The organism is Martelella lutilitoris, assembly GCF_016598595.1.
Taxonomy (GTDB): domain Bacteria; phylum Pseudomonadota; class Alphaproteobacteria; order Rhizobiales; family Rhizobiaceae; genus Martelella; species Martelella lutilitoris_A.
The window spans coordinates 1,510,362-1,529,228 of sequence record NZ_CP066786.1 but is presented as its reverse complement, the minus strand read 5'-3'; the positions used below and the strand labels follow the sequence as shown (position 1 = coordinate 1,529,228).

18 protein-coding genes are annotated in these 18,867 nt (G+C 63.5%); 5 read left to right on the top strand and 13 right to left on the bottom strand.

The annotated features are described in order from the left end of the window. Nucleotides 1–11: 11 nt before the first annotated feature. Both JET14_RS07190 and JET14_RS07185 read left to right on the top strand, forming a co-directional pair. Nucleotides 12–818: a fructosamine kinase family protein gene (locus tag JET14_RS07190; RefSeq protein WP_200337420.1), complete on the top strand. Its 807-nt coding sequence runs from the start codon at nucleotides 12–14 to the stop codon at nucleotides 816–818. Nucleotides 819–1,063: 245 nt separating this feature from the next. Next, nucleotides 1,064–2,140, top strand: coding sequence for a Gfo/Idh/MocA family protein (locus tag JET14_RS07185; RefSeq protein WP_200337419.1), 1,077 nt, complete (start codon nucleotides 1,064–1,066; stop codon nucleotides 2,138–2,140). 58 nt (nucleotides 2,141–2,198) lie between these two features. On the opposite strand, the gene JET14_RS07180 is transcribed toward JET14_RS07185, so the two are convergent. Beyond that, a complete protein-coding gene (locus tag JET14_RS07180) occupies nucleotides 2,199–2,318 on the bottom strand; it encodes an entericidin (RefSeq protein ID WP_244435552.1) in 120 nt (39 codons plus the stop codon). Between the two features lie 310 nt (nucleotides 2,319–2,628). On the opposite strand from JET14_RS07180, the gene JET14_RS07175 reads away from it, so the two are divergent. Next, nucleotides 2,629–3,258 (top strand): exopolysaccharide biosynthesis protein, encoded by a 630-nt coding sequence (locus JET14_RS07175; protein ID WP_246750547.1) that lies wholly within the window; start codon nucleotides 2,629–2,631, stop codon nucleotides 3,256–3,258. An 8-nt stretch (nucleotides 3,259–3,266) separates the two neighbouring features. Here JET14_RS07175 and JET14_RS07170 read toward each other — a convergent pair whose 3' ends face one another. Then, nucleotides 3,267–4,169, bottom strand: coding sequence for a LysR family transcriptional regulator (locus JET14_RS07170; protein WP_036237056.1), 903 nt, complete (start codon nucleotides 4,167–4,169; stop codon nucleotides 3,267–3,269). 120 nt (nucleotides 4,170–4,289) lie between these two features. On the opposite strand from JET14_RS07170, the gene JET14_RS07165 reads away from it, so the two are divergent. Both JET14_RS07165 and JET14_RS07160 read left to right on the top strand, forming a co-directional pair. Beyond that, the gene (locus JET14_RS07165) at nucleotides 4,290–4,457 is read left to right on the top strand and encodes a hypothetical protein (RefSeq protein ID WP_200337416.1); all 168 of its coding nucleotides are present in this window, start codon (nucleotides 4,290–4,292) and stop codon (nucleotides 4,455–4,457) included. Nucleotides 4,458–4,722: 265 nt separating this feature from the next. Then, a complete protein-coding gene (locus JET14_RS07160; RefSeq protein WP_200337415.1) occupies nucleotides 4,723–5,733 on the top strand; it encodes a GlxA family transcriptional regulator in 1,011 nt (336 codons plus the stop codon). Nucleotide 5,734: 1 nt separating this feature from the next. On the opposite strand, the gene JET14_RS07155 is transcribed toward JET14_RS07160, so the two are convergent. The 11 genes from JET14_RS07155 to ftsZ all read right to left on the bottom strand — a co-directional run bounded on the left by JET14_RS07155 (nucleotide 5,735) and on the right by ftsZ (nucleotide 18,812). Continuing rightward, complete coding sequence (locus tag JET14_RS07155; protein ID WP_200337414.1) at nucleotides 5,735–6,616, bottom strand: 50S ribosomal protein L11 methyltransferase; 882 nt, start codon at nucleotides 6,614–6,616, stop codon at nucleotides 5,735–5,737. A 177-nt stretch (nucleotides 6,617–6,793) separates the two neighbouring features. Beyond that, complete coding sequence (locus tag JET14_RS07150; RefSeq protein ID WP_200337413.1) at nucleotides 6,794–7,390, bottom strand: SCO family protein; 597 nt, start codon at nucleotides 7,388–7,390, stop codon at nucleotides 6,794–6,796. A 27-nt stretch (nucleotides 7,391–7,417) separates the two neighbouring features. Then, entirely contained in the window at nucleotides 7,418–7,891 is a 474-nt protein-coding gene (locus tag JET14_RS07145) for a GFA family protein (protein WP_246750611.1), read from the bottom strand. 34 nt (nucleotides 7,892–7,925) lie between these two features. Then, nucleotides 7,926–8,411, bottom strand: coding sequence for a CreA family protein (locus JET14_RS07140; RefSeq protein ID WP_200337411.1), 486 nt, complete (start codon nucleotides 8,409–8,411; stop codon nucleotides 7,926–7,928). A 76-nt stretch (nucleotides 8,412–8,487) separates the two neighbouring features. Next, a complete protein-coding gene (ligA, locus tag JET14_RS07135; protein WP_200337410.1) occupies nucleotides 8,488–10,641 on the bottom strand; it encodes an NAD-dependent DNA ligase LigA in 2,154 nt (717 codons plus the stop codon). Between the two features lie 61 nt (nucleotides 10,642–10,702). After that, on the bottom strand, nucleotides 10,703–11,551 hold the full coding sequence (locus JET14_RS07130; RefSeq protein WP_200337409.1) for an endonuclease/exonuclease/phosphatase family protein: 849 nt from the start codon (nucleotides 11,549–11,551) through the stop codon (nucleotides 10,703–10,705). 49 nt (nucleotides 11,552–11,600) lie between these two features. Beyond that, on the bottom strand, nucleotides 11,601–13,046 hold the full coding sequence (locus JET14_RS07125) for a phospholipase D-like domain-containing protein (RefSeq protein WP_200337408.1): 1,446 nt from the start codon (nucleotides 13,044–13,046) through the stop codon (nucleotides 11,601–11,603). Between the two features lie 86 nt (nucleotides 13,047–13,132). After that, the gene (gene recN, locus JET14_RS07120; protein WP_200337407.1) at nucleotides 13,133–14,809 is read right to left on the bottom strand and encodes a DNA repair protein RecN; all 1,677 of its coding nucleotides are present in this window, start codon (nucleotides 14,807–14,809) and stop codon (nucleotides 13,133–13,135) included. A 29-nt stretch (nucleotides 14,810–14,838) separates the two neighbouring features. Next, on the bottom strand, nucleotides 14,839–15,699 hold the full coding sequence (locus JET14_RS07115; protein ID WP_200337406.1) for an outer membrane protein assembly factor BamD: 861 nt from the start codon (nucleotides 15,697–15,699) through the stop codon (nucleotides 14,839–14,841). Nucleotides 15,700–15,947: 248 nt separating this feature from the next. After that, nucleotides 15,948–16,886, bottom strand: a complete 939-nt coding sequence (lpxC, locus tag JET14_RS07110) for a UDP-3-O-acyl-N-acetylglucosamine deacetylase (protein WP_200337405.1) — start codon at nucleotides 16,884–16,886, stop codon at nucleotides 15,948–15,950. A 273-nt stretch (nucleotides 16,887–17,159) separates the two neighbouring features. Then, on the bottom strand, nucleotides 17,160–18,812 hold the full coding sequence (ftsZ, locus tag JET14_RS07105; RefSeq protein WP_200337404.1) for a cell division protein FtsZ: 1,653 nt from the start codon (nucleotides 18,810–18,812) through the stop codon (nucleotides 17,160–17,162). Between the last annotated feature and the right edge of the window lie 55 nt (nucleotides 18,813–18,867).

The window sequence follows — 18,867 nt, the reverse complement described above, 5'->3', positions numbered from 1 at the left end:
CGGCTTTCGCGATGAATGATCTTCAGGATGTGATAGCGAACCTCATCGGCGCCCGCCGCGTCACGCTTTCCCAATTCGCCTCGGGCGACCTTTCGGCGTTGATGCTCGCGGAGACGGAGGACGGAAGGCAATTCGTCGTCAAGGGCGGCCCGGCGCCCGCGGTCGAGGGCGAGATGCTGCGCCTGATCGCCGCGACAGGCGCGCCGGCGCCGGAGGTGGTCGCCGCCAACGAGCGCGTCCTGATCATCACCAGGGTCGAGGGACGAAGCGGCTTTGCCGGCGCCCAGGCCGACCTCGGCCGATCGCTTTCAAAGCTTCACGCGGCAACGGGCGAGCAATACGGCTTCGATCACGACTATGCCTTCGGCACGGTCGCGATCAAAAACGACCGGACCTCTTCCTGGATCGCTTTCTGGCGCGACCGCAGGCTGTTGAACAATATCGGCGACATTCCCGCCGACCTCGCCCGGCGGGTCGAGCGACTTGCCGGCAATCTCGCCACCCATCTGCCGGACGCGCCGCCCGCCGCCCTTCTTCACGGCGACTTGTGGTCGGGCAATGTCATGGCCTCATCCGGGCGCGTCACGGCCTTCATCGACCCGGCCTGCTATTACGGCCATGCCGAAGTCGACCTCGCCATGCTCAACCTGTTCGGCAGTCTCGATCAGGGCTTCTACGCCGCTTATCCGCGACTTGAGCCGGGCTACCTCGAGCGGCAGGCGATCTACAGTCTCTGGCCGGCGCTCGTGCATCTTCGCCTTTTTGGCGGCGGCTACCGTTCGATGGTAGAAGGCTTTCTGTCCCGCGCCGGCCATTGAGGCGGCTGTTGCCGCAACGGTAGCCACGCGGAGATTTCGGTTTATGCTAGTAACAGTTTTTTGAAATCGTCTGATTCCATTGCAGAGTTCATCTTGACCCGTCTTACCAGGACCGCCATCAATCCCGACAGGCACTGTGTTTTCGCGCCGGCCGCGTTTCAGGCTTTGCCCTTCCGGGGCCAGTCGAAGGCGACAAAGACGCCAATCAAAGCCGGATGCGGCACGACGCATATCAGGACATGTGAATGACAAGAACGCTGAAAGTCGCGGTTGTCGGGCTCGGCATCGGCCGCAACCACATTCAAAACGGCTACCGCACCAATACCGACCGTTTCGAGGTCGCGGCACTCTGTGATCTCGACGAGGCGCTGCTGAAGGCAAACGGCGCGGAATTCGGCATCGAGCGGCTTGCGACGGACTACCTCGAGATCGTCGGCATGGACGACATCGACGTGATCGACATCTGCACCCCGCCGGCAACCCACAAGACGATGATCGTCGCCGCCCTGCAGGCCGGCAAGCACGTCATCTGCGAGAAGCCGCTTGTGGGATCGCTTGCCGACATCGATGAACTGCTCGACGCCGAATCGCGCTCCTCCGGCCATGTGATGCCGATCATGCAGTATCGCTACAATGATGGCGCCCAGAAGGCGCGTCACATCATCGCCTCGGGGCTTGCCGGCAAGCCGCTGGTTGCGACCTGCGAGGTGCACTGGCTGCGCGGCCCGGACTACTATGAAAAGGACTGGCGCAGGAGCTGGAGCGGCGCGCTTGGCGGCATTTTGATGAACCATGCCATCCATGCCAATGACCTGATGTTCTATCTGCTCGGCCCGGTGCGATCGCTGTTTGCGCGCACGGCGACGCGAGTGAACCGGGTGGAGGTCGAAGATTGCGCCAGCATCAGCGTCGAGCTTGAATGCGGCGCGCTGGCCACGACATCGGCGACGCTCGGCTCGGTGGAACCCTTGAGCCGCATGCGGCTGTGCTTCGAGAATGTGACCATCGAGACCGACAGCCGCCCGGATTTCACGGCCGACAAGGCGCCCTGGCGTTTCGTGCCCGCCAACGCGGCGATCGGCAGCAAGATCGATGAGGCGCTCGCCGGTTTCACGCCGCCGCCCTCCGGCTTTGCCGGTCAGATGCAGGATTTCCACAAGGCGATCTGCGAGAAGACGCCATTGCCGCTGACCCTCGGCGATGCGCGGCAAAGCCTCGACTTCGCGACAGCCGCCTACTGGTCGGCCAAGACGTACAGCGCGGTGGCCCTGCCCATCCTTCCCGACCATCCCTTTTACAACGGTTGGCAGAACGCCTTCTGACGCAAAGCGCCCGGACATATTCTGCCCGGGCGCGTTGAATGATCGGATTCCGAAAAGCTCAGTAGGAGGCGGCGTTGTCGATCGACTGGCCGGCATCCTGGGTGGCATCGATCGCGTTGGCGGTATCCTGACCCATGCCCTCGATCGTGTTGCCGCAGGAAGCGACGAGAGCGCTCATGGCGAACAGGGTGAAGGCTGCGATGATTTTTCCCTTGAACATTTGCATCTCCTGAATTTGCGTCGGGTTGCCTGTTCAACGTTCCTGAAGCCCCCGGGTTCCGCGGCGATGCGTCATTTTCGGCCGAGCGAACGTATCCACAGTCCGTCCGCCCGTTTTCCACAGCCGGTCCCCGGCTTTTGCACAGCTCGGGCGTGGCTTTGTCGCGCGCTGTGACGCGCCGCCCGCTCCCTGAAAATTGATGGAAAACAACTGGTTTTCTCCGTTCGCGCCCCCATCTACCCTGAAGCCGACCAAAGGAGGAACAAACGTGCACGACGACGAAGCCGGAGCTGAACCGAGATCCCACGAAGGCGACAGGCTTTCAGAGATTCTCGCCTGCCTGCGTCCCGGGCCGGACGGTCGTCTCAGCCTCGAACAGCTCGACGATGCGCTGGCGGAGCGCTCCTTCGGTGCCTTCATCGTGCTGTTTTCGATCCCGAACCTGATCCCGCTGCCGCCCGGCGCCACCTTGCTTCTCGGCCTGCCGCTGATCCTCGTTTCATGGCAGATGATGGTATCGCGCCACACGCGGGTCTGGCTTCCGGAGCGAATCGCGCGGTTCTCCGTCGACGGCGCGCGCGGCATGGCCATCCTTGACCGCGTCCTTCCCTGGTTGCGGTGGATCGAAAGCGCCGTCCGGCCGCGCTTCTGGTTTCTGGAGACGCGCCGGGCCGAACGCGCCCTTGGGGCATTCGCGCTTCTGCTGTCGATCGTGGTGTTCTTTCCGATCCCCTTCGGCAACTGGCTCCCGGCGCTTGCCCTCGCGATCATTGGCCTGTCAGCTACCGAGCGCGACGGTTACGGGCTGATTATCGGCCTTGCGGTCGGTGTCTTCTCGATCCTGCTGGCGAGTCTCGTGATCGTTGCCGCCGGCGCGCTGATCGCGCTGCTTTTCTGAGGCCGCTCTCAGGCCACCCGGCTTTGCCGTTCGGTGGGACGGAAGGCGTGACGGATGGCGTCGGCGACCGCCTCGACCAGTTCGCCGCGCTGTTCGGAGAATTTCAGGCGGATTTCATAAAAGCCGAGCTCCGGAAGCCCCTCCGCCTTGCCCAGCACCTCCATCCCGTCCGACAGGTAATAGGAGGCGATCGGGGCAACGGCGAGATCGGAGAGGACGGCGGCGCGCTGGACCATGGTGGTCGCGCTCATATAGGCGACGCGATAGGCCCGACCGATCTCCGTCAGCTTCTCCACGGCCTCGTTGCGCCACGAACAGCCCTGCTCCCACATCGAAACCGGCAAAGGGTCCTTCGTATGTGCCGTGCCGCCGCAGGCGCCCACCCAGACAAGCCGCTCGCGCAGAATGAGTTCGCTGTCCTCATCCGAGGCGCCCTTGCCGGAATTGAGCAGTGTGAGATCGAGCCGCTGTTCGCCGAGACGCCGGCGCAGACCGACGCTGTTGTCAATGGTGACGTCAACCATGACGCCGGGGAAAGCCTCGGCGAAGCGCTTCAGGATCGTCGGCAGGATGCGCTCGCCGATATCATCCGTCGCGCCGAGCCGGACCACGCCGTGCATGTCCGGATGTCTGAAACGCGACATCGCCTCGTTGGAGAGCGCGAGCATGCGGCGGGCATAGGTCAAAAGCGTCTCGCCGCTGTGGGTCAGGCGCACCGAGCGGGCGTCGCGCACGAAGAGCGACACGCCAAGCTGCTCCTCCAGCCGCTTGATCTGCATGGAGACGGCCGACGGCGTCCGGAACACGGTTTCCGCAGCGCCGGAAAAACTGCCGGTCTCGGCGATCGCGACAAAGGTGCGGAGAATGTCGTTGTCGAGGACCGGTAACGGCGTCTGCAGGAAATTGGCCATGGAGCGCTCCATCAATTCAATTTTGTTGATGAATACCATAACTACATTTCGTTTGATTGAATGTCAAATACACCTACCTTGGCATTAGGTCATCAAGAGACGTATTGAAGGAGACACGAAATGGGACTGTTCATCATCCTCAGACATCTGGTCGCCCCGTTCGCCAGGCTCGCAGAACAGCGCGATGAAGCTGCCCGCAAGGCGCTGAGAGAACGCAATGTCAATCGCATCCCGCCGCATCTGCGCGACGACATCATCGCCCGCGAAGAGCACTGGCGCTATGACTGAGACGCGCGGTCGCCGCTGATCCCCGGCGACCGCCTTTCACCGCGTTGCAGCAACGGCGGCCCACAAGGTCGCCCCGGCCTCGGAGCGGTTGCAATGAAGCGAATGCGCAACGCTTCATAAAAAAATCACAAACCGGATCGGGATCGGCTTTGCTGGCGCATTTGTCTGTGTCAGTGTCGCAATCAGACTATTGGCGGCCATATTTCTTGCAGAAGTTAATTCCACAAGATCAGATTCCGGCTTTGACTGCGGCGGTGTGTGCACAATGGTGAGATCGTTCGTTTTTTATCTGGTTCCTCAATTCTCGCTCCTGCCCTTCTCGGGCGCGATCGAGACATTGCGCATTGCCAACAGGATGCTCGGCTTCGAGGCTTATCGCTGGCGGATCACCTCCGGCAATGGCCAGAAGGTCTGTTCCTCGAGCGGCATCGCCGTCGATCCGGACACCTCGCTTGCCGATGAGCGCCGTTCGCTGATGGGCGAGAAGCGCCCCGATCTCGTGCTGGTCTGTTCCGGCGTCAATGTCGAGGATTACGACAACAAATCCTTCGAGGCCTGGCTGCGCGAGCTCAACAACCGCGGCTGCGGCATCGGCGCGCTGTGTACGGCCGCTCATCTTCTGGCCCGCGCCGGCCTGCTCAAGGGCAGGCGCTGTGCGATCCACTGGGAAAACATGCCGGGCTTTTGCGAATCCTATCCGGAAATCGACGCCCATGCGGACCTGTTCGAGATCGACCGCAATATCTACAGCTGTGCCGGCGGCTCCGCCTCAATCGACATGATGCTGCATATCATCAGCCGCGAGTTCGGCGACGGTCTCGTCAACGCCGTCTGCGAACAGGCGCTGACAGACCGCGTGCGCCCTTCCTCCGAGCGCCAGCGCCTGCCGCTTCGCGCCCGTCTCGGCGTCCAGAACGGCAAGGTTCTGCAGATCATCGAACTGATGGAGGCCAATCTGGCCGAGCCCCTGTCGCTGGTCGAGATCGCCGAAGCGGTCGGCCTGTCGCGCCGCCAGGTGGAACGGCTGTTTCGCCAGGAAATGGGCCGCTCGCCGGCGCGTTATTATCTGGAGATCCGGCTGGACCGCGCCCGCCGCCTTCTGGCGCAGTCGACCATGCCGGTCGTCGATGTGGCGGTCGCCTGCGGCTTCGTCTCGGCCTCGCATTTTTCCAAATGCTACCGCGAGATCTACCAGTGTTCGCCGCAGCAGGAGCGCGCGCTGCGCCGGCAGGCGCGCATGAGCATCGGCGACAACACGTTCAGCCTCGCCGTTTGAACTACCCCTTGAGCAGAAGCGTCACCCAGCCTTCGCGCCAATAGGTGCGCACATGGCGCATGCCCTGGGCGCGATAGGCCGCCAGCACCTTCCAGCGCTGTGTTTCCAGAATGCCGGAGAGGATGACCGAGCCGCCGGGCAAAAGGTTCGCGCGCAGGCCGGGCGCGAGTTTCATCAGCGGGCGGGCGAGGATATTGGCGATCACCAGGTCGAAGGGGCCGTGCTCGGCGAAGGCGGCATGGTGAAATCCCGGCGCGGTGACGAAATCGACGCCCGATACAATGCCGTTCTGGCGCGCATTCCAGCGGGCGACCTTGACGGCGACATCGTCGATATCGGTCGCCAGAACCGGGATCGGCCGGAGCTTGCGCACGGCCATGGCCAGGACGCCGGTTCCCGTTCCAAGATCAAGCGCGTTGCGCGGTGCCTCGGCCTTCAGCAGCGTGTCGATCATCTCCAGGCAGCCGGCGGTCGTGCCGTGGTGGCCGGTCCCGAAGGCCTGTCCCGCCTCGATCTCGAGCGCGATGTCGCCGGGCCGGCGGTCTTCGCGATCATGGGCGCCATGCACCAGAAAGCGCCCCGCACGCACGGGCTTCAACCCCTCAAGCGACCTGGCGATCCAGTCGACGTCGGGGATGACTTCCTTTTCGACCTCCGGCCTTTCGGCCTCCGGGAAAAATCCGAGTGCAGCCTCGAAAACCGCGCGCAGCGCCTCTTCCTCTTCCGCCTCCAGATAGACCGAGGCTTCCCATATGCACGCCTTCTCGTCGATCTCCATGGTCGCCAGCGCGTAGGGCGCCTCGCCGAGCTGCTCGGAAAGGGCGTCCAGAACGCGGCCCGCCCCGGCCTCATCGGTGGTGACATAGAGTCGGATCTGGGTCACTGCGGTCTGCCCTTTCGATGGCCGAGAGGCCCGTGCGTCCATTCGCACGCACAAAGGACGCTCCAGCCTGTTGAATCGACGCATCGTGCTTTCCGAAAGTCGATTCCGATTTTCGGGCCGATGCGCTAGAAAGATATGAAACGTGGCGATACCGCCCCGTTTGACGCAAGGCAAGCCTCAGTTGACCAGGTTCTCGAGCTTCTTTACCGCCACCTCGGGATTTTCGCCATAGGCGATCGTGCCCTTCAGCACCCCGCCGTCATCAAGCAGGAAGACCGAAGCGTTGTGGTCCATGGTGTAATCGCCGTCCGGCTCGTTGGGGTCGAGCGGCACCTTCTTGTAGTAGATGCCGAACTCGTCGACCATCGCATGCACCTTGTCCGGATCTCCTGAAATCGCTTCGATCCGGTCCGTCACGTTGGAGAGATAGCGGTGCATGATCTCCGGCGTGTCGCGCTCCGGATCGACGGTGATCCAGTAGGCATTGATCTTGTCGCCGTCGGGATCGACCTCGTTGAGCCAGCCGTTCATCTCGTAAAGCGTGGTCGGGCAGACCTCCGGGCAATGGGTGAAGCCGAAGAAGATCGCCGTCGGCTTTTCCCTCAAGGCCTCCTGGGTGATTGTCGAGCCGTCGCCCGCCGTCAGCTGGAATTCAGGGCCGAAGGGGATGTTCATCATCTCCTCGTTGGTCTTGCCGATCTCGTAGACCAGCCAGACGATGAGTCCGCAGACGACAATCACCGAACCCCAGAGAACGCGCCGGAAAATCTTCATTGTCTCTTCCCTTCAGGCCCTCCGGCCTCAGTCTTGCAGCAATCCGTGCCTGCGGTGCCATTCCTCGAGCGAAAGATCCGGGTAGCCCTCGAAATGCACATGACCCTCGCCCTCCGGCACATCGACCCATGCAGCCTTCGAGCCGAGCATGATATGCACGATCTCCGGCGGACGCGGCAAGGGCGTGTCGACGACGGAGGCGACCGGGTGGACGAGCTCCGGCCAGCGCGGATCGAAAAGATAGAGCGCCGAGCCGCAGGCCCCGCAGAAATGCCGCTCGGCCTCGCTCTCGCCGTCATGCATGCGGGCGTGATAGAAGCGCTTGTGCTCCGCACCGGAAACGTTGAGCGTCGCGGCATCCGCACCGATGTTGATGGCATAGCCCCCACCCCCGCCGGATTTGCGGCAGATGCTGCAATAGCAGCGCTGGTAGGGCACCGGCGTTTTGCTTTCCACGGAAAAGCGCACCTTTCCGCACTGGCAGCTGCAATCGAGTCTGATGGTCTCTCTCCCTCTTTCCGCCTGTTCGCCTCGCCTATTCAGGGGCTCCATTTTCCCAGACGACGTTCTGCCCGTAAAGCGGCACCGTGGACATCGACATCTTCGCCGATCCTTCGGTGATCTCGCGCGTGTGCGCCAGATAGATCAGCGTGTCATTGGCGCGATCATAGATGCGGTTGATCACCAGGTTCTTGAAGATCAGCGAGCGGCCCTGCTTGAAGACCTCCTCGCCGTCCATCCCGAGATCGATATCGCCGATGCGGATCGGTCCCGTCTGGCGGCAGGCGATGGAGGAATTTGAGGGATCCTCGAACCAGTTGCCGTTCGACAACCGGTCGATCACCGAACGGTCGAAATAGGCGATATGGCAGGTCACGCCCTCGATTTCGGGATCGTGCAAGGCTTCGATCTCGATGTCGTTGCCAACCCAGTCGACGCCGACTTCGCCGACCTGTTCGGCCATTGCCGAGGTCGCCAGGAGCAACACCCCCGCAACGAGGGAAACCAGATATCCACGCATGCCTGCACTCCGTCTCACGTTCCGATATCTCAGGAGATAAGAGCGCGCGCCCGCTTTACAAGCGCGGCGGCACGTCTCACCCGCCGATCAGCGCCAGCCATTCATCCTCGTCCATGGTCTGCACGCCGAGCTCCTCCGCCTTCTTCAGCTTGGAACCCGCGCCGGGGCCGGCGACGACGATATCCGTCTTTTTCGATACCGAGCCGGAAACCTTGGCCCCGAGGCTTTCCGCCTTGGCCTTGGCCTCGTCGCGGGTCATCTTCTCGAGGCTGCCGGTAAAGACCACCGTCTTGCCGGCGACGGGACTGGTCGTGTCAATCTTCTGCGCATCGTCAAGCGGCGTCACGTCTTCCAGCAGACGGGCGATCACGGCAACGTTCTGTTCTTCGGCAAAGAAGTCGACCAGCGCGCGGGCAACCACGGCTCCGATGCCGTCGATATTGTTGAGATCGTCCCAGGCATCCCCCTCGCCTGCTGCCGCCTCCCGCATCGCCTGTTCGAAGGCGGCGTAGGAGCCATAGGAGCGGGCCAGAAGCTTCGCCGTCGTCTCGCCGACATGGCGGATGCCGAGCGCAAAGATGAAGCGCGGCAGCGCGATCTCGCGGCGTCCATTGATCGACTGGAACAGGTTGGCGACCGAGGTTTTGCCCCAACCGTTGAAATTCTCGAGTTTCGTCAGCGCCTCGGCCTGGCGTCTTTCGAGCGTGAAGATGTCGGGCGCCGTGCGGATCGCAAGCCCCGGGTCCTCATGCTCGAAGAAGAAATCGACCTGCTTGCTGCCGAGCCCCTCGATATCGAAGGCATTGCGCGAGACGAAATGCTTCAGATGCTCGACGGCCTGCGCCCGGCAGGAAAAACCGGCCGTACAGCGGCGCACGGCGTCCACCTTGCCGCTCTTCTCATTGATGTCGCGCACCGCATGGGCGCCGCATACCGGGCAGTGGTCGGGAAATTCGTAAGGTGTCGCATCCTCCGGCCGTTTTTCCGGCAGGATATCGACGATCTGCGGGATGACGTCGCCGGCCCGCTGGACGATCACATAATCGCCGACGCGAATATCGCGGCCCTCGCGAATCGGCTCGCCGTTCGAGCCCTTGCCGGCGATATAGTCCTCGTTGTGCAGTGTCGCATTGGTGACGACAACACCGCCGACGGTGATCGGCTCAAGCCTGGCCACCGGCGTCAGCGCGCCCGTGCGGCCCACCTGAATGTCGATGGCGATGAGCCGGGTGATCGCCTGCTCGGCGGGGAATTTATGCGCTGTCGCCCAGCGCGGCGAGCGCGAGCGGAAACCGAGCCGCGCCTGAAGGTCGAGCCGGTCGACCTTGTAGACCACGCCGTCGATATCATAATCGAGGTCCCCGCGCTTGACGCCGATCTCGTGATAGTGCGCCAGCAGGTCATCGACGGAGGAGAGCCGCTTCATCAGGGGGTTGACCGGAAACCCCCATTCTTCGAACGTCCCGACCATGCCCATCTGGGTATCGGCCGGCATCTCCGACATCTCGCCCCAGGCATAGGCGAAGAATCTGAGTTTCCGCTTTTCCGTCACCTTCGGGTCGAGCTGACGCAGCGAACCGGACGCGGTATTGCGCGGGTTCACATAGGTCTTCTCTCCAGCCTCGGAGAGCGCGGCGTTGAGCGCGGCAAAATCGCTCTTCGCCATATAGATCTCGCCGCGCACCTCGACGATCTCCGGCGCGCCGTCCGGCAGGCGGTTCGGGATTTCGGAAATGGTGCGGACATTGGCTGTCACGTTCTCGCCCGTGGTGCCGTCGCCGCGCGTCGCGCCGGAGATCAGGCGACCGTTTTCATAGCGCAGCGACATCGACAACCCGTCGATCTTGGGCTCGGCGGTAAAGGCGATCGAGCCGTCCGGCAACTGGCCGAGAAAGCGATAGACCGAGGCGATGAAGTCCTGCACGTCCTCGTCGGAAAACACGTTGCCGAGCGAGAGCATCGACACGGAATGGGTGACAGGCGCGAAGACCTCCGAGGGCGCGGAGCCGACGCGGGCCGAGGGGCTGTCTTCACGCACGAGATCGGGAAAGCGCGCCTCGATTTCATCATTGCGATGTTTCAGCGCGTCATATTCGGCGTCCGTGATCTCGGGCGCGTCCTTGCCGTGATAGGCAGCGTCATGGCGGGCAATTTCCTCCGCCAGAAAAGCGAGTTCCGCCTCGGCCTCTTCCCGGGTCATCTTGTCGGTCGGGACCTTGTCTTTCGCCATTGCCGCGCGCTCCTTCGTATCATCCGGACGCATTAGAGCATTTGGCGCGCGCTCGGCAAGTTCAAAGACCGGCAGCGGCCGAAAGCCCGTCTCCCGGCGCGCTATCGCCCTTCAGAACCGAGGTGTCGAGCAGCGCCGTCAGCGGCAGATGGTCGGACGCCGCGCGTGCCAGAAGCGAATCATGCACGGCGAGATCGGCCACCAGCCCGTCGCGGTTGGCGATGATCCGGTCGAGCGCCAAAACCGGCCATCGCGCCGGAAAGCTCGCCCGCGCCGGCGGCAGGGAACCGAAGGCCGCCTCGAACTTCTTCAGCGCCGAACCGTCGCCGAGCCGCCATTCATTCATGTCGCCCATGATCACCGAGGGCGCCTCGACGCGCCGGCCGAGAAGCCCGATGATGTGATCGGCCTGCTGGCGGCGCGCCCAGCGCAGAAGGCCGAGATGAACGGCGGCGACGCGCAGGGAAATACCGTTGTTGAGCGCGATGTCGGTCACCAGCGCGCCGCGCGGCTCCAGCCCCGGCAGTTTCTCGCGGTGGATGTCGCGCACCGCGCCGTCGCGGAACAGGAGCACATTGCCGTGCCAGCCATGGGCGCGCGCGCTCGCCTCCACGGGCACGGCCACCAGCCCGGTTTCCGCCTCGATCCGTTTCAGGTCAAGCAGGCCGGTGCGCTCGCCGAAGCGCGTATCGGCCTCCTGCAACGCGATCAGGTCGGGACTGATCTCGCGGATCACCTCGAAGATCCGGTCGGGGTCGAAGCGCCCGTCGACGCCGACGCATTTATGGACATTGTAGGTCGCGACCTTGAGGCCGTCCCCGTTTACGGGCACGGCGGCATCGGGCCGCTTTCCGTTTTCGCGGAAGGAACGCAGCACAGCATTGGCAAGGGGAGATTTGATCGGGCTCATTGTTTCACTTTGAGGAACTGGCGTCTCACCCTTCTATATTGGGTCTCGATCACAGATAGGGCAAGCCCAGCCACAATATCCGGTCGCGCAGCCGGTAGACGAAGGGCCGGCTTTTCAGCGCCTTGCGCGTCACTTCCGTCGAGCGCTCACGCGCGGCGACGATCCGCGCTTCGATCTCACCTGCAAAGTCCGCATCGAAGACTTCCATGTCCGTCTCGAAGTTCAGCCTGAGCGAGCGCGAGTCCATGTTGGATGAGCCGAGATAGGACCATTTTCCGTCAACCGTCATCAGCTTGGAATGGTTGAAGGGGCCGTTGTCGCGCCAGATCCGGCAGCCATTCTCGATGATCTCGTCGAACTGCGCCGTCATCGCCCGGTCGACGAGGCCGAGATTGTTCTGGCCCGGCACGATGATGTCGACCGTCACGCCGCGCCGCGCCGCCGTGGCAAGCGCGGAAACCAGGTCGCGATCCGGCAGGAAATAGGGCGACATGATCAGGACGCGGTCCTCTGCGACCGAGAGCGCGCCCATGATCATGTTGTTGTTGTTGGAGAGGTTCCGGTCCGGACCGGAGGGCACGACGCGGGCGATCAGCGGCCCTTCGTCGGACGACGTCTCGGCAATGTTCCAGGCCTCGCCATCGAGCGCCTCGTGCGTTTCGAAATACCAGTCGGCGGCGGCAACCGTGAAATAGTCGGCAACGGCGGCCCCCTTCAGCATGAAATGCGTATCCTGGGCGGCGTTCGGACCGGTAAAGGCCGCGCGGATATTCATACCACCGGCAAACACCGTCTCGCCGTCGATGACGAGAATTTTCCGGTGGGTCCGGAGATTTGCATAGGGCAGCCGCAACCTGAGCAGCACCGCGCCGTTGAAGGTGGCGACGCGGATGCCGTGCGCGCGCAGAAGCTTTGTAATGCGCGGGCGCGAATAGCGCGCGCCGATGGAATCGACGAGGATACGCACCTCGACGCCGCGCTTGACCGCGTTTGAAAGACTTTCAACGAAGCGCTGCCCGATCGCGTCACTGTCGAAGATGTAGGTTTCCAGAAGGATGGAGCGCTCGGCCTTGTCGATCGCTTCCAGCATCGCCGCATAGGCCTCGTCGCCGGTTTCCAGCAGGCGGACCTTGTTGCCGGCGGTGGCGGGCATGCCGGTCACCGTGTTGCCCAGCATCCACTGCCCGCCCATGCGCGGGCCGAGATCCGCCACCACGCGCTCGCGGTCGACCCTGTGCTTCTGCTCCTCGTGCGCCACGGCATCGGGAACACTCTGCCGCTTGTCGCGCACCGACTGCCGACGCATGCGGTTGATGCCGGCCACGGCATAGATCGCCGCGCCCAGAATGGGCGAGAGCATGATCACGCCGACCCAGCCGATCGCGGCGCGCACCTCATCCTTGGTCATGGTGGCGTGGATCGCCGCCGTCGCCCCGAGGACAAAGGAGATCACCGCCAGAATATGCGGCCAGTAGTGTTCCAGAAAAACGTTCATCAAGGGCAATCCCGTTGGTTTGGCGCGTCTTGCCCGCCTTTTCGGCATGGCCGGGGCTGACCTTATATCAGCAAGCTTTGAATTTCCTAACTGTCGCCGGACAAAAGCTTCGCCGCCGCGGCGCGCGCCTCCGCCGTCACCTTTGCGCCGGCCAGCATGCGGGCGATTTCCTCCTGGCGCTCCTCCGGCCCGATCACCGCCACGCGGGTTGCCACCGTATCGTCCTTGCCCTTGCCGTTCCCGGACTTGGAAATCAGATAATGCCCCTTGGCGCGCGCGGCCACCTGCGGCGCGTGCGTGACCGAGAGGACCTGAACATTTTCGGCCAGCCGGCGCAAGCGCTGGCCGATCGCGTCGGCTACCGCGCCGCCCACGCCGGTATCGATCTCGTCGAACACAAGCGTCGGCGCGGAGCCCTTGTCGGCGAGCGCCACCTTCAGCGCAAGCAAGAAACGGGAGAGTTCGCCGCCGGAGGCCACCTTCATGATCGGCCCCGGCCGCGTTCCGGGATTGGTCTGCACCTCGAAAGACACCGTGTCGATGCCTTCCGGCCCGGCACTGCCGTCATCGCTCGTGACCACGGCGGCAAAGCGCGCGCGCTCCAGCTTCAGCGCCGGCAGTTCGGCCATGACGGCGGCGGAAAGCTGTTCGGCGGCCATATTGCGGCTCGCGGAAAGCGCCTTCGCCTTCTCGAAAAAGGCCTTTTCCGCGGCCTCGGCCTCGGCGGCAAGCGCCTCCAGCTTCGCCTCCCCGGCATCGAGTTCTTCCAGGTCGCCGACCATGCGCTCGGCAAGGGCGGGAAGCTCGGTCACCGGCACATTGTATTTGCGCGCGGCGCCCCTGAGCGCGAACAGCCGCTCCTCGACGCGCTCAAGCTCCTGCGGGTCGAAGGCGGCGCGCTCCAGCGCGGCTTCAACCTCCATCTGCGCGTTGGAAAGCTGTTCGAGCGCCGAATCGAGCAGGTTGACCGTGTTCTCGAGCAGGCCCGGCGCCTCGTGCGACTTGCGCTCCAGCCGGCGCACCATCGATGCGATCATCGGCACGGGCGAGGCATTGCCGTTCAAAAACTCGAGCGCCTCGGAAATGTCGCCGGCGATCCGCTCCGACTTCATCATCGTCGCGCGCCGCTCGGCCAGTTCGTCCTCCTCGCCGTCGACCGGGGAAAGTGCCTGCAGCTCCTCGACCGAAGCGCGCAGGAAATCGGCCTCGCGCTCGGCCTCCTCGATCTGGGCGCGGTGTTTCTTCAATCGCCGCTCGGCATCGCGCCAGACTCGGTGGAGCCCGGCCACGGCCTCGACATCGCCGGAAAGGCCGCCGAAAGCATCGAGAAGGCGACGATGCCCGTCCGTGTCGATCAGCGCGCGCTCGTCATGCTGCCCATGGATCTCGACGAGGAGCCGCCCGGCCTGCCGCATCAGCTGAACGCTCACCGACTGGTCGTTGATGAAGGCGCGGGTGCGCCCGTCGGCGGACTGCATCCGCCGGAAGATCAGATCGCCTTCGTCATCAAGATCATTGTCGCGCAGGAGCAGGCGCACGGGGTGGTCCATGTCCACATCGAACACGGCGATCACCTGGCCGGCATCCTGGCCGTGACGCACGAGCGAACCGTCGCCGCGCGCGCCGAGCGCGAGCGAGAGGCTGTCGAGCAGGATGGATTTGCCGGCGCCGGTCTCTCCGGTCAGGACCGAAAGACCGGCGCCGAGATCAAGTTCCAGCCGCTCGATCAAAACGATGTCTCGAATGGAAAGCTGGACTAGCATTTTGGTGTTCGCGCCCTGGCGAAAAAGAGTTAGCTGGGGGTCGCGCTGGAAACAGAAGAGCCCCGGCCGGCCGATTTCGGCTCAAGCCCCTGCTTGTTCAGCAGGTTATAGGCACGCTGGTACCAGACGCTGTCGGGATAGTTGTGGCCGAGAACCCAGGCCGCGTTCTGGGCTTCCGGAATCACGCCCATGGCATAATAGGCCTCGACCAGCCGCTCCAGCGCTTCCTCGATCTGGTTGGTATCGGAATAATTGTTCACGACCGCGTTGAACCGGGAAATCGCCGCGACATAGTCCTTGCGCTCCAGGTAATAGCGGCCGACCTGCATGTCCTTGCCGGCGAGCTGGTCGCGGGCGTAGCGGATCTTGGCGCGGGCGTCGGTCACATATTCGGAGTCCGGATAGTTGTCGATCACCTTCTGCATCGCCTCGATCGTCCGTTCCGAGATCGCCTGGTCCTGCGTCACATCGACGATTTCCTTGGAATAGGAAAGGCCGACCAGATACTGGGCATAGGCCGCGTCCTTGGAGTTCGGATAGAGCGACAGGTAACGCTTGCCCGAGGTGACGGCCGCCTCGTATTTGCGCGAGCGATACTGCAGGTAGGTCTGCATGATCAGCGCCTGACGGGCGTAGTCCGACAGCGGGTTCTGGTCCTGGATCGACTTCAGTTTTCTCAGCGCCTCGCTGACCTTGCCGGCGTTGATATTGGCAAGCGCCTCGTCATAAAGCTGCTGCGGCGGATCGGCCTCATACTGCAGCGTGGTGATGTCGACGTCCTTGTCGCGGGAGCATCCGGCCAACAACACGCTTGCACTGAGAACGATGGCAACCGGAAGCGCGGCTGCGCGAAACGCGCCGACATTGGTTTTCTTTTTGGTACCAGCCATTCTTCGAGCCTCATTTGCAGCGTCAGTGGATCGCATTTCAAAGTCGAAGGACGTTTTACGCATATCCCGCAGGCAAGAGCAATCTCACGTCGCGGAAAATCCGATAAATTTCTGCGGAGGAGCCGCAGCCATGAAGGGTGTCGCGCATCCGGAAAAACACGTTCTGGATGCACCCCCGTCAGCATCGGCCATGAAAAAGCCGGCGCTCCGAAAAGCCGCCGGCATTGATGGCAACGGCCCGCCCCGGATCAGGAAACCGGGCCGGCGGCGACGACGTCTTCCTGACGCAGGCGAAACGGCAAGGCGCCCCGGGGCGAAACGATGACGCAGGCGCCGGGCGTTTCGAAAAGCTTGCGCACGGCCGCCGCGTTCAGCGCGTGGCCGCCGCGATAGGACCGGAAACTGCCGGCAAAGCGCATGCCCATCATCGCAAGATCGCCGACGGCGTCCAGCGTCTTGTGGCGCACGAATTCCTGCTCGTAGCGCAGGCCCTCGGGATTGATCACGCGGTTATCGTCGGAGATCACCACGGAGTTTTCCAGCGAGGAACCGAGCGCGAAGCCGCGGGCCCACATCGGCTCGACATCGCGCATGAAACCGAAGGTCCGCGCGCCCGACAGTTCCTTGCGGAAGGTCGCCGCGCTCATATCGCCGGCCCATTTCTGACGGCCGATCACCGGCGTGTCGAAATCGATCTCGACCTCGAATCGCGTCCCGTCATAGGGCGTGAACTCGGCCCAGCCGGCGCCGTTTTCCACGCGCACGGTCTTGGTCACCTTGAGATAGCTGCGCTTTTCGGGAAGCGTTACGATTCCGGCCTCGTCCAGAGCCTCGACGAAAACCCGCGAACTGCCGTCCATGATCGGCATTTCCCCGCCCTCGACAGCAACGACCAGGTTATCCACGCCAAAGGCATAGAGCGCGGCCATCACATGCTCGATCGTCGCGATCCATTCGCCTGGATGCTCGCCGAGCACGGTGCAGAGCGCCGTCGGGCCGACATTGTCGGAAACGGCCTGAAACGCGGAAATGCGCCTGCCGCCGGCATAGCGTTCGAAGACGATGCCGTGGTCGGCCTCGGCCGGCTGCAGCGTGATGGTCGCCGGCTTGCCCGAGTGCACACCGATCCCCGAAATCCTGACGGATTTGGCTACCGTTGTCTGCAAACCGAAAAATCCTGACGACATATTCACGCCCTTATCTCAAATCTTACTCAAAAACACGGCTGGCGGGGACGCCCATGCCCGGAAGGTCCGGCGCTGAAGCGTGCTGCGCCCGATTCACGCGCTTGGCATGTAATTACGCATTGGCCCTTGCGAATCCAAATCACTGTTTCTTTCCGTATGTTACGAAAGTCGAAAAACCCGGCCGCCAGAGGCGACCGGGCTCACTTCGCGAGAAGGTTTTCGAATAAACGGTTAGCGCTTCCCTAACGCGGGAAGCGGCAGGACCGTGGCGGATCAGTTCGCCTGGCGACGCAGGAAGGCGGGAATATCGAACTGATCGTCATCCTGGCGGGCGGCGGGCTGCTCCTGAGCACGACGCGGCGCGTAAGGATTGTTTTGCTGAGGCTGCTGCGGCGCCTGCTGGCGGGGCGCCTGCTGCTGCTCGTGATGCCCCTCGAAGCTTTCGTCGCCGCGCCCGAGCGTGTTCGACAGGCGCTTGAACAGGCCCTTCGGGCCGCGCTCTTCATGCTCCTGGCGACGGCTGGCGCTCATTTCCGGCTGAACCACCGGCGGAAAGTCGGCGACTTCCGGCATGCGACGCGGCTCGGCGGCCTGCTGGCGCGGAGCCTGCTGCGGGGCCGGAGCCGGCTGGCTCGGGGCCTGCTGGCGCGGCGTCTGGTGCTGCGGCTCGGCTGCGAAGATCTGGCTCTTCGGCTGCATGTTCATGCCCGGCTGCTGCGGCTTCTGCTGCGGCGCGCGGGAGACGGCCATCTGCAGTTCACGTTCCATTTCGGCCTCCGCCGAACGGATCGTCTCCGCGATCGGGTCAACCGCGCGCGGCTGCGGCGCAGGCTGCGGGGCGGACGGCTGCGGCGCCTGGCTGAAGGTCTGGCCGCCATTGCTCTGGCCGCCATTGACGCTGCGGATTTCCGGACGGGCCTCGCGGCGCGGCTCCGGGACATCCTCATAGCCTTCTGCCAAGGACCGGTCGATGCCGGTGGCAACGACGGAGACGCGAATGATGCCTTCCAGTTCCTCGTCGAAGGTGGCGCCGAGGATGATGTTGGCATCCGGGTCCACTTCTTCGCGGATACGGGTTGCGGCTTCGTCGACTTCGAACAGCGTCAGGTCACGACCGCCCGTGATCGAGATCAGCAGGCCCTGCGCGCCGCGCATCGAGGTTTCGTCGAGCAGCGGGTTGGCGATCGCGGCTTCTGCGGCCTGCATCGCGCGGCCTTCGCCGGATGCCTCGCCCGTGCCCATCATCGCGCGGCCCATCTCGCGCATCACCGAACGGACGTCGGCGAAGTCGAGGTTGATCAGGCCTTCCTTGACCATCAGGTCGGTGATGCAGGCAACGCCCGAATAGAGCACCTGGTCGGCCATGGCGAAGGCGTCCGCGAAGGTCGTCTTGTCATTGGCGATCCGGAACAGGTTCTGGTTCGGAATGACGATCAGCGTGTCGACCGATTTCTGCAGTTCCTCGATGCCCGCATCGGCAAGGCGCATGCGACGCTGACCTTCGAACTGGAACGGCTTGGTGACGACGCCGACGGTGAGAATGCCCTTGTTGCGGGCGGCCTGTGCCACGATCGGCGCGGCGCCCGTGCCGGTTCCGCCGCCCATGCCGGCCGTGACGAAGCACATATGCGTGTTGTTGAGGTGATCGATGATTTCATCGATGCACTCTTCGGCAGCGGCCCGGCCGACTTCCGGCTGGGAGCCTGCGCCGAGACCTTCGGTCACGCCGACGCCGAGCTGGATGACGCGTTCGGCCTTGGTCATGGTCAGCGCCTGGGCATCAGTATTGGCGACAACGAAGTCGACGCCCTGAAGGCCGGCCGTGATCATATTGTTGACGGCGTTGCCGCCGCCGCCGCCGACACCGAAAACGGTGATGCGCGGCTTCAGTTCGGTAATATCTGGCTTTTGAAGCGTAATCGTCATTTGGTTTCGTTCCTTCTCGCTATGGCCGCACCGCCAAGCCGGCCAATCTCTTGGT

Excerpts from the sequence above, each read along its gene's own strand:
- JET14_RS07190 (WP_200337420.1), top strand. The coding sequence starts at position 12 with ATGAATGATCTTCAGGATGTGATAGCGAACCTCATCGGCGCCCGCCGC.
- JET14_RS07185 (WP_200337419.1), top strand. The coding sequence starts at position 1,064 with ATGACAAGAACGCTGAAAGTCGCGGTTGTCGGGCTCGGCATCGGCCGC.
- JET14_RS07180 (WP_244435552.1), bottom strand. The coding sequence starts at position 2,318 with ATGAGCGCTCTCGTCGCTTCCTGCGGCAACACGATCGAGGGCATGGGT.
- JET14_RS07170 (WP_036237056.1), bottom strand. The coding sequence starts at position 4,169 with ATGGCCAATTTCCTGCAGACGCCGTTACCGGTCCTCGACAACGACATT.
- JET14_RS07165 (WP_200337416.1), top strand. The coding sequence starts at position 4,290 with ATGGGACTGTTCATCATCCTCAGACATCTGGTCGCCCCGTTCGCCAGG.
- JET14_RS07160 (WP_200337415.1), top strand. The coding sequence starts at position 4,723 with ATGGTGAGATCGTTCGTTTTTTATCTGGTTCCTCAATTCTCGCTCCTG.
- JET14_RS07150 (WP_200337413.1), bottom strand. The coding sequence starts at position 7,390 with ATGAAGATTTTCCGGCGCGTTCTCTGGGGTTCGGTGATTGTCGTCTGC.
- JET14_RS07140 (WP_200337411.1), bottom strand. The coding sequence starts at position 8,411 with ATGCGTGGATATCTGGTTTCCCTCGTTGCGGGGGTGTTGCTCCTGGCG.
- ligA (WP_200337410.1), bottom strand. The coding sequence starts at position 10,641 with ATGGCGAAAGACAAGGTCCCGACCGACAAGATGACCCGGGAAGAGGCC.
- JET14_RS07130 (WP_200337409.1), bottom strand. The coding sequence starts at position 11,551 with ATGAGCCCGATCAAATCTCCCCTTGCCAATGCTGTGCTGCGTTCCTTC.
- JET14_RS07125 (WP_200337408.1), bottom strand. The coding sequence starts at position 13,046 with ATGAACGTTTTTCTGGAACACTACTGGCCGCATATTCTGGCGGTGATC.
- recN (WP_200337407.1), bottom strand. The coding sequence starts at position 14,809 with ATGCTAGTCCAGCTTTCCATTCGAGACATCGTTTTGATCGAGCGGCTG.
- JET14_RS07115 (WP_200337406.1), bottom strand. The coding sequence starts at position 15,699 with ATGGCTGGTACCAAAAAGAAAACCAATGTCGGCGCGTTTCGCGCAGCC.
- lpxC (WP_200337405.1), bottom strand. The coding sequence starts at position 16,886 with ATGTCGTCAGGATTTTTCGGTTTGCAGACAACGGTAGCCAAATCCGTC.
- ftsZ (WP_200337404.1), bottom strand. The coding sequence starts at position 18,812 with ATGACGATTACGCTTCAAAAGCCAGATATTACCGAACTGAAGCCGCGC.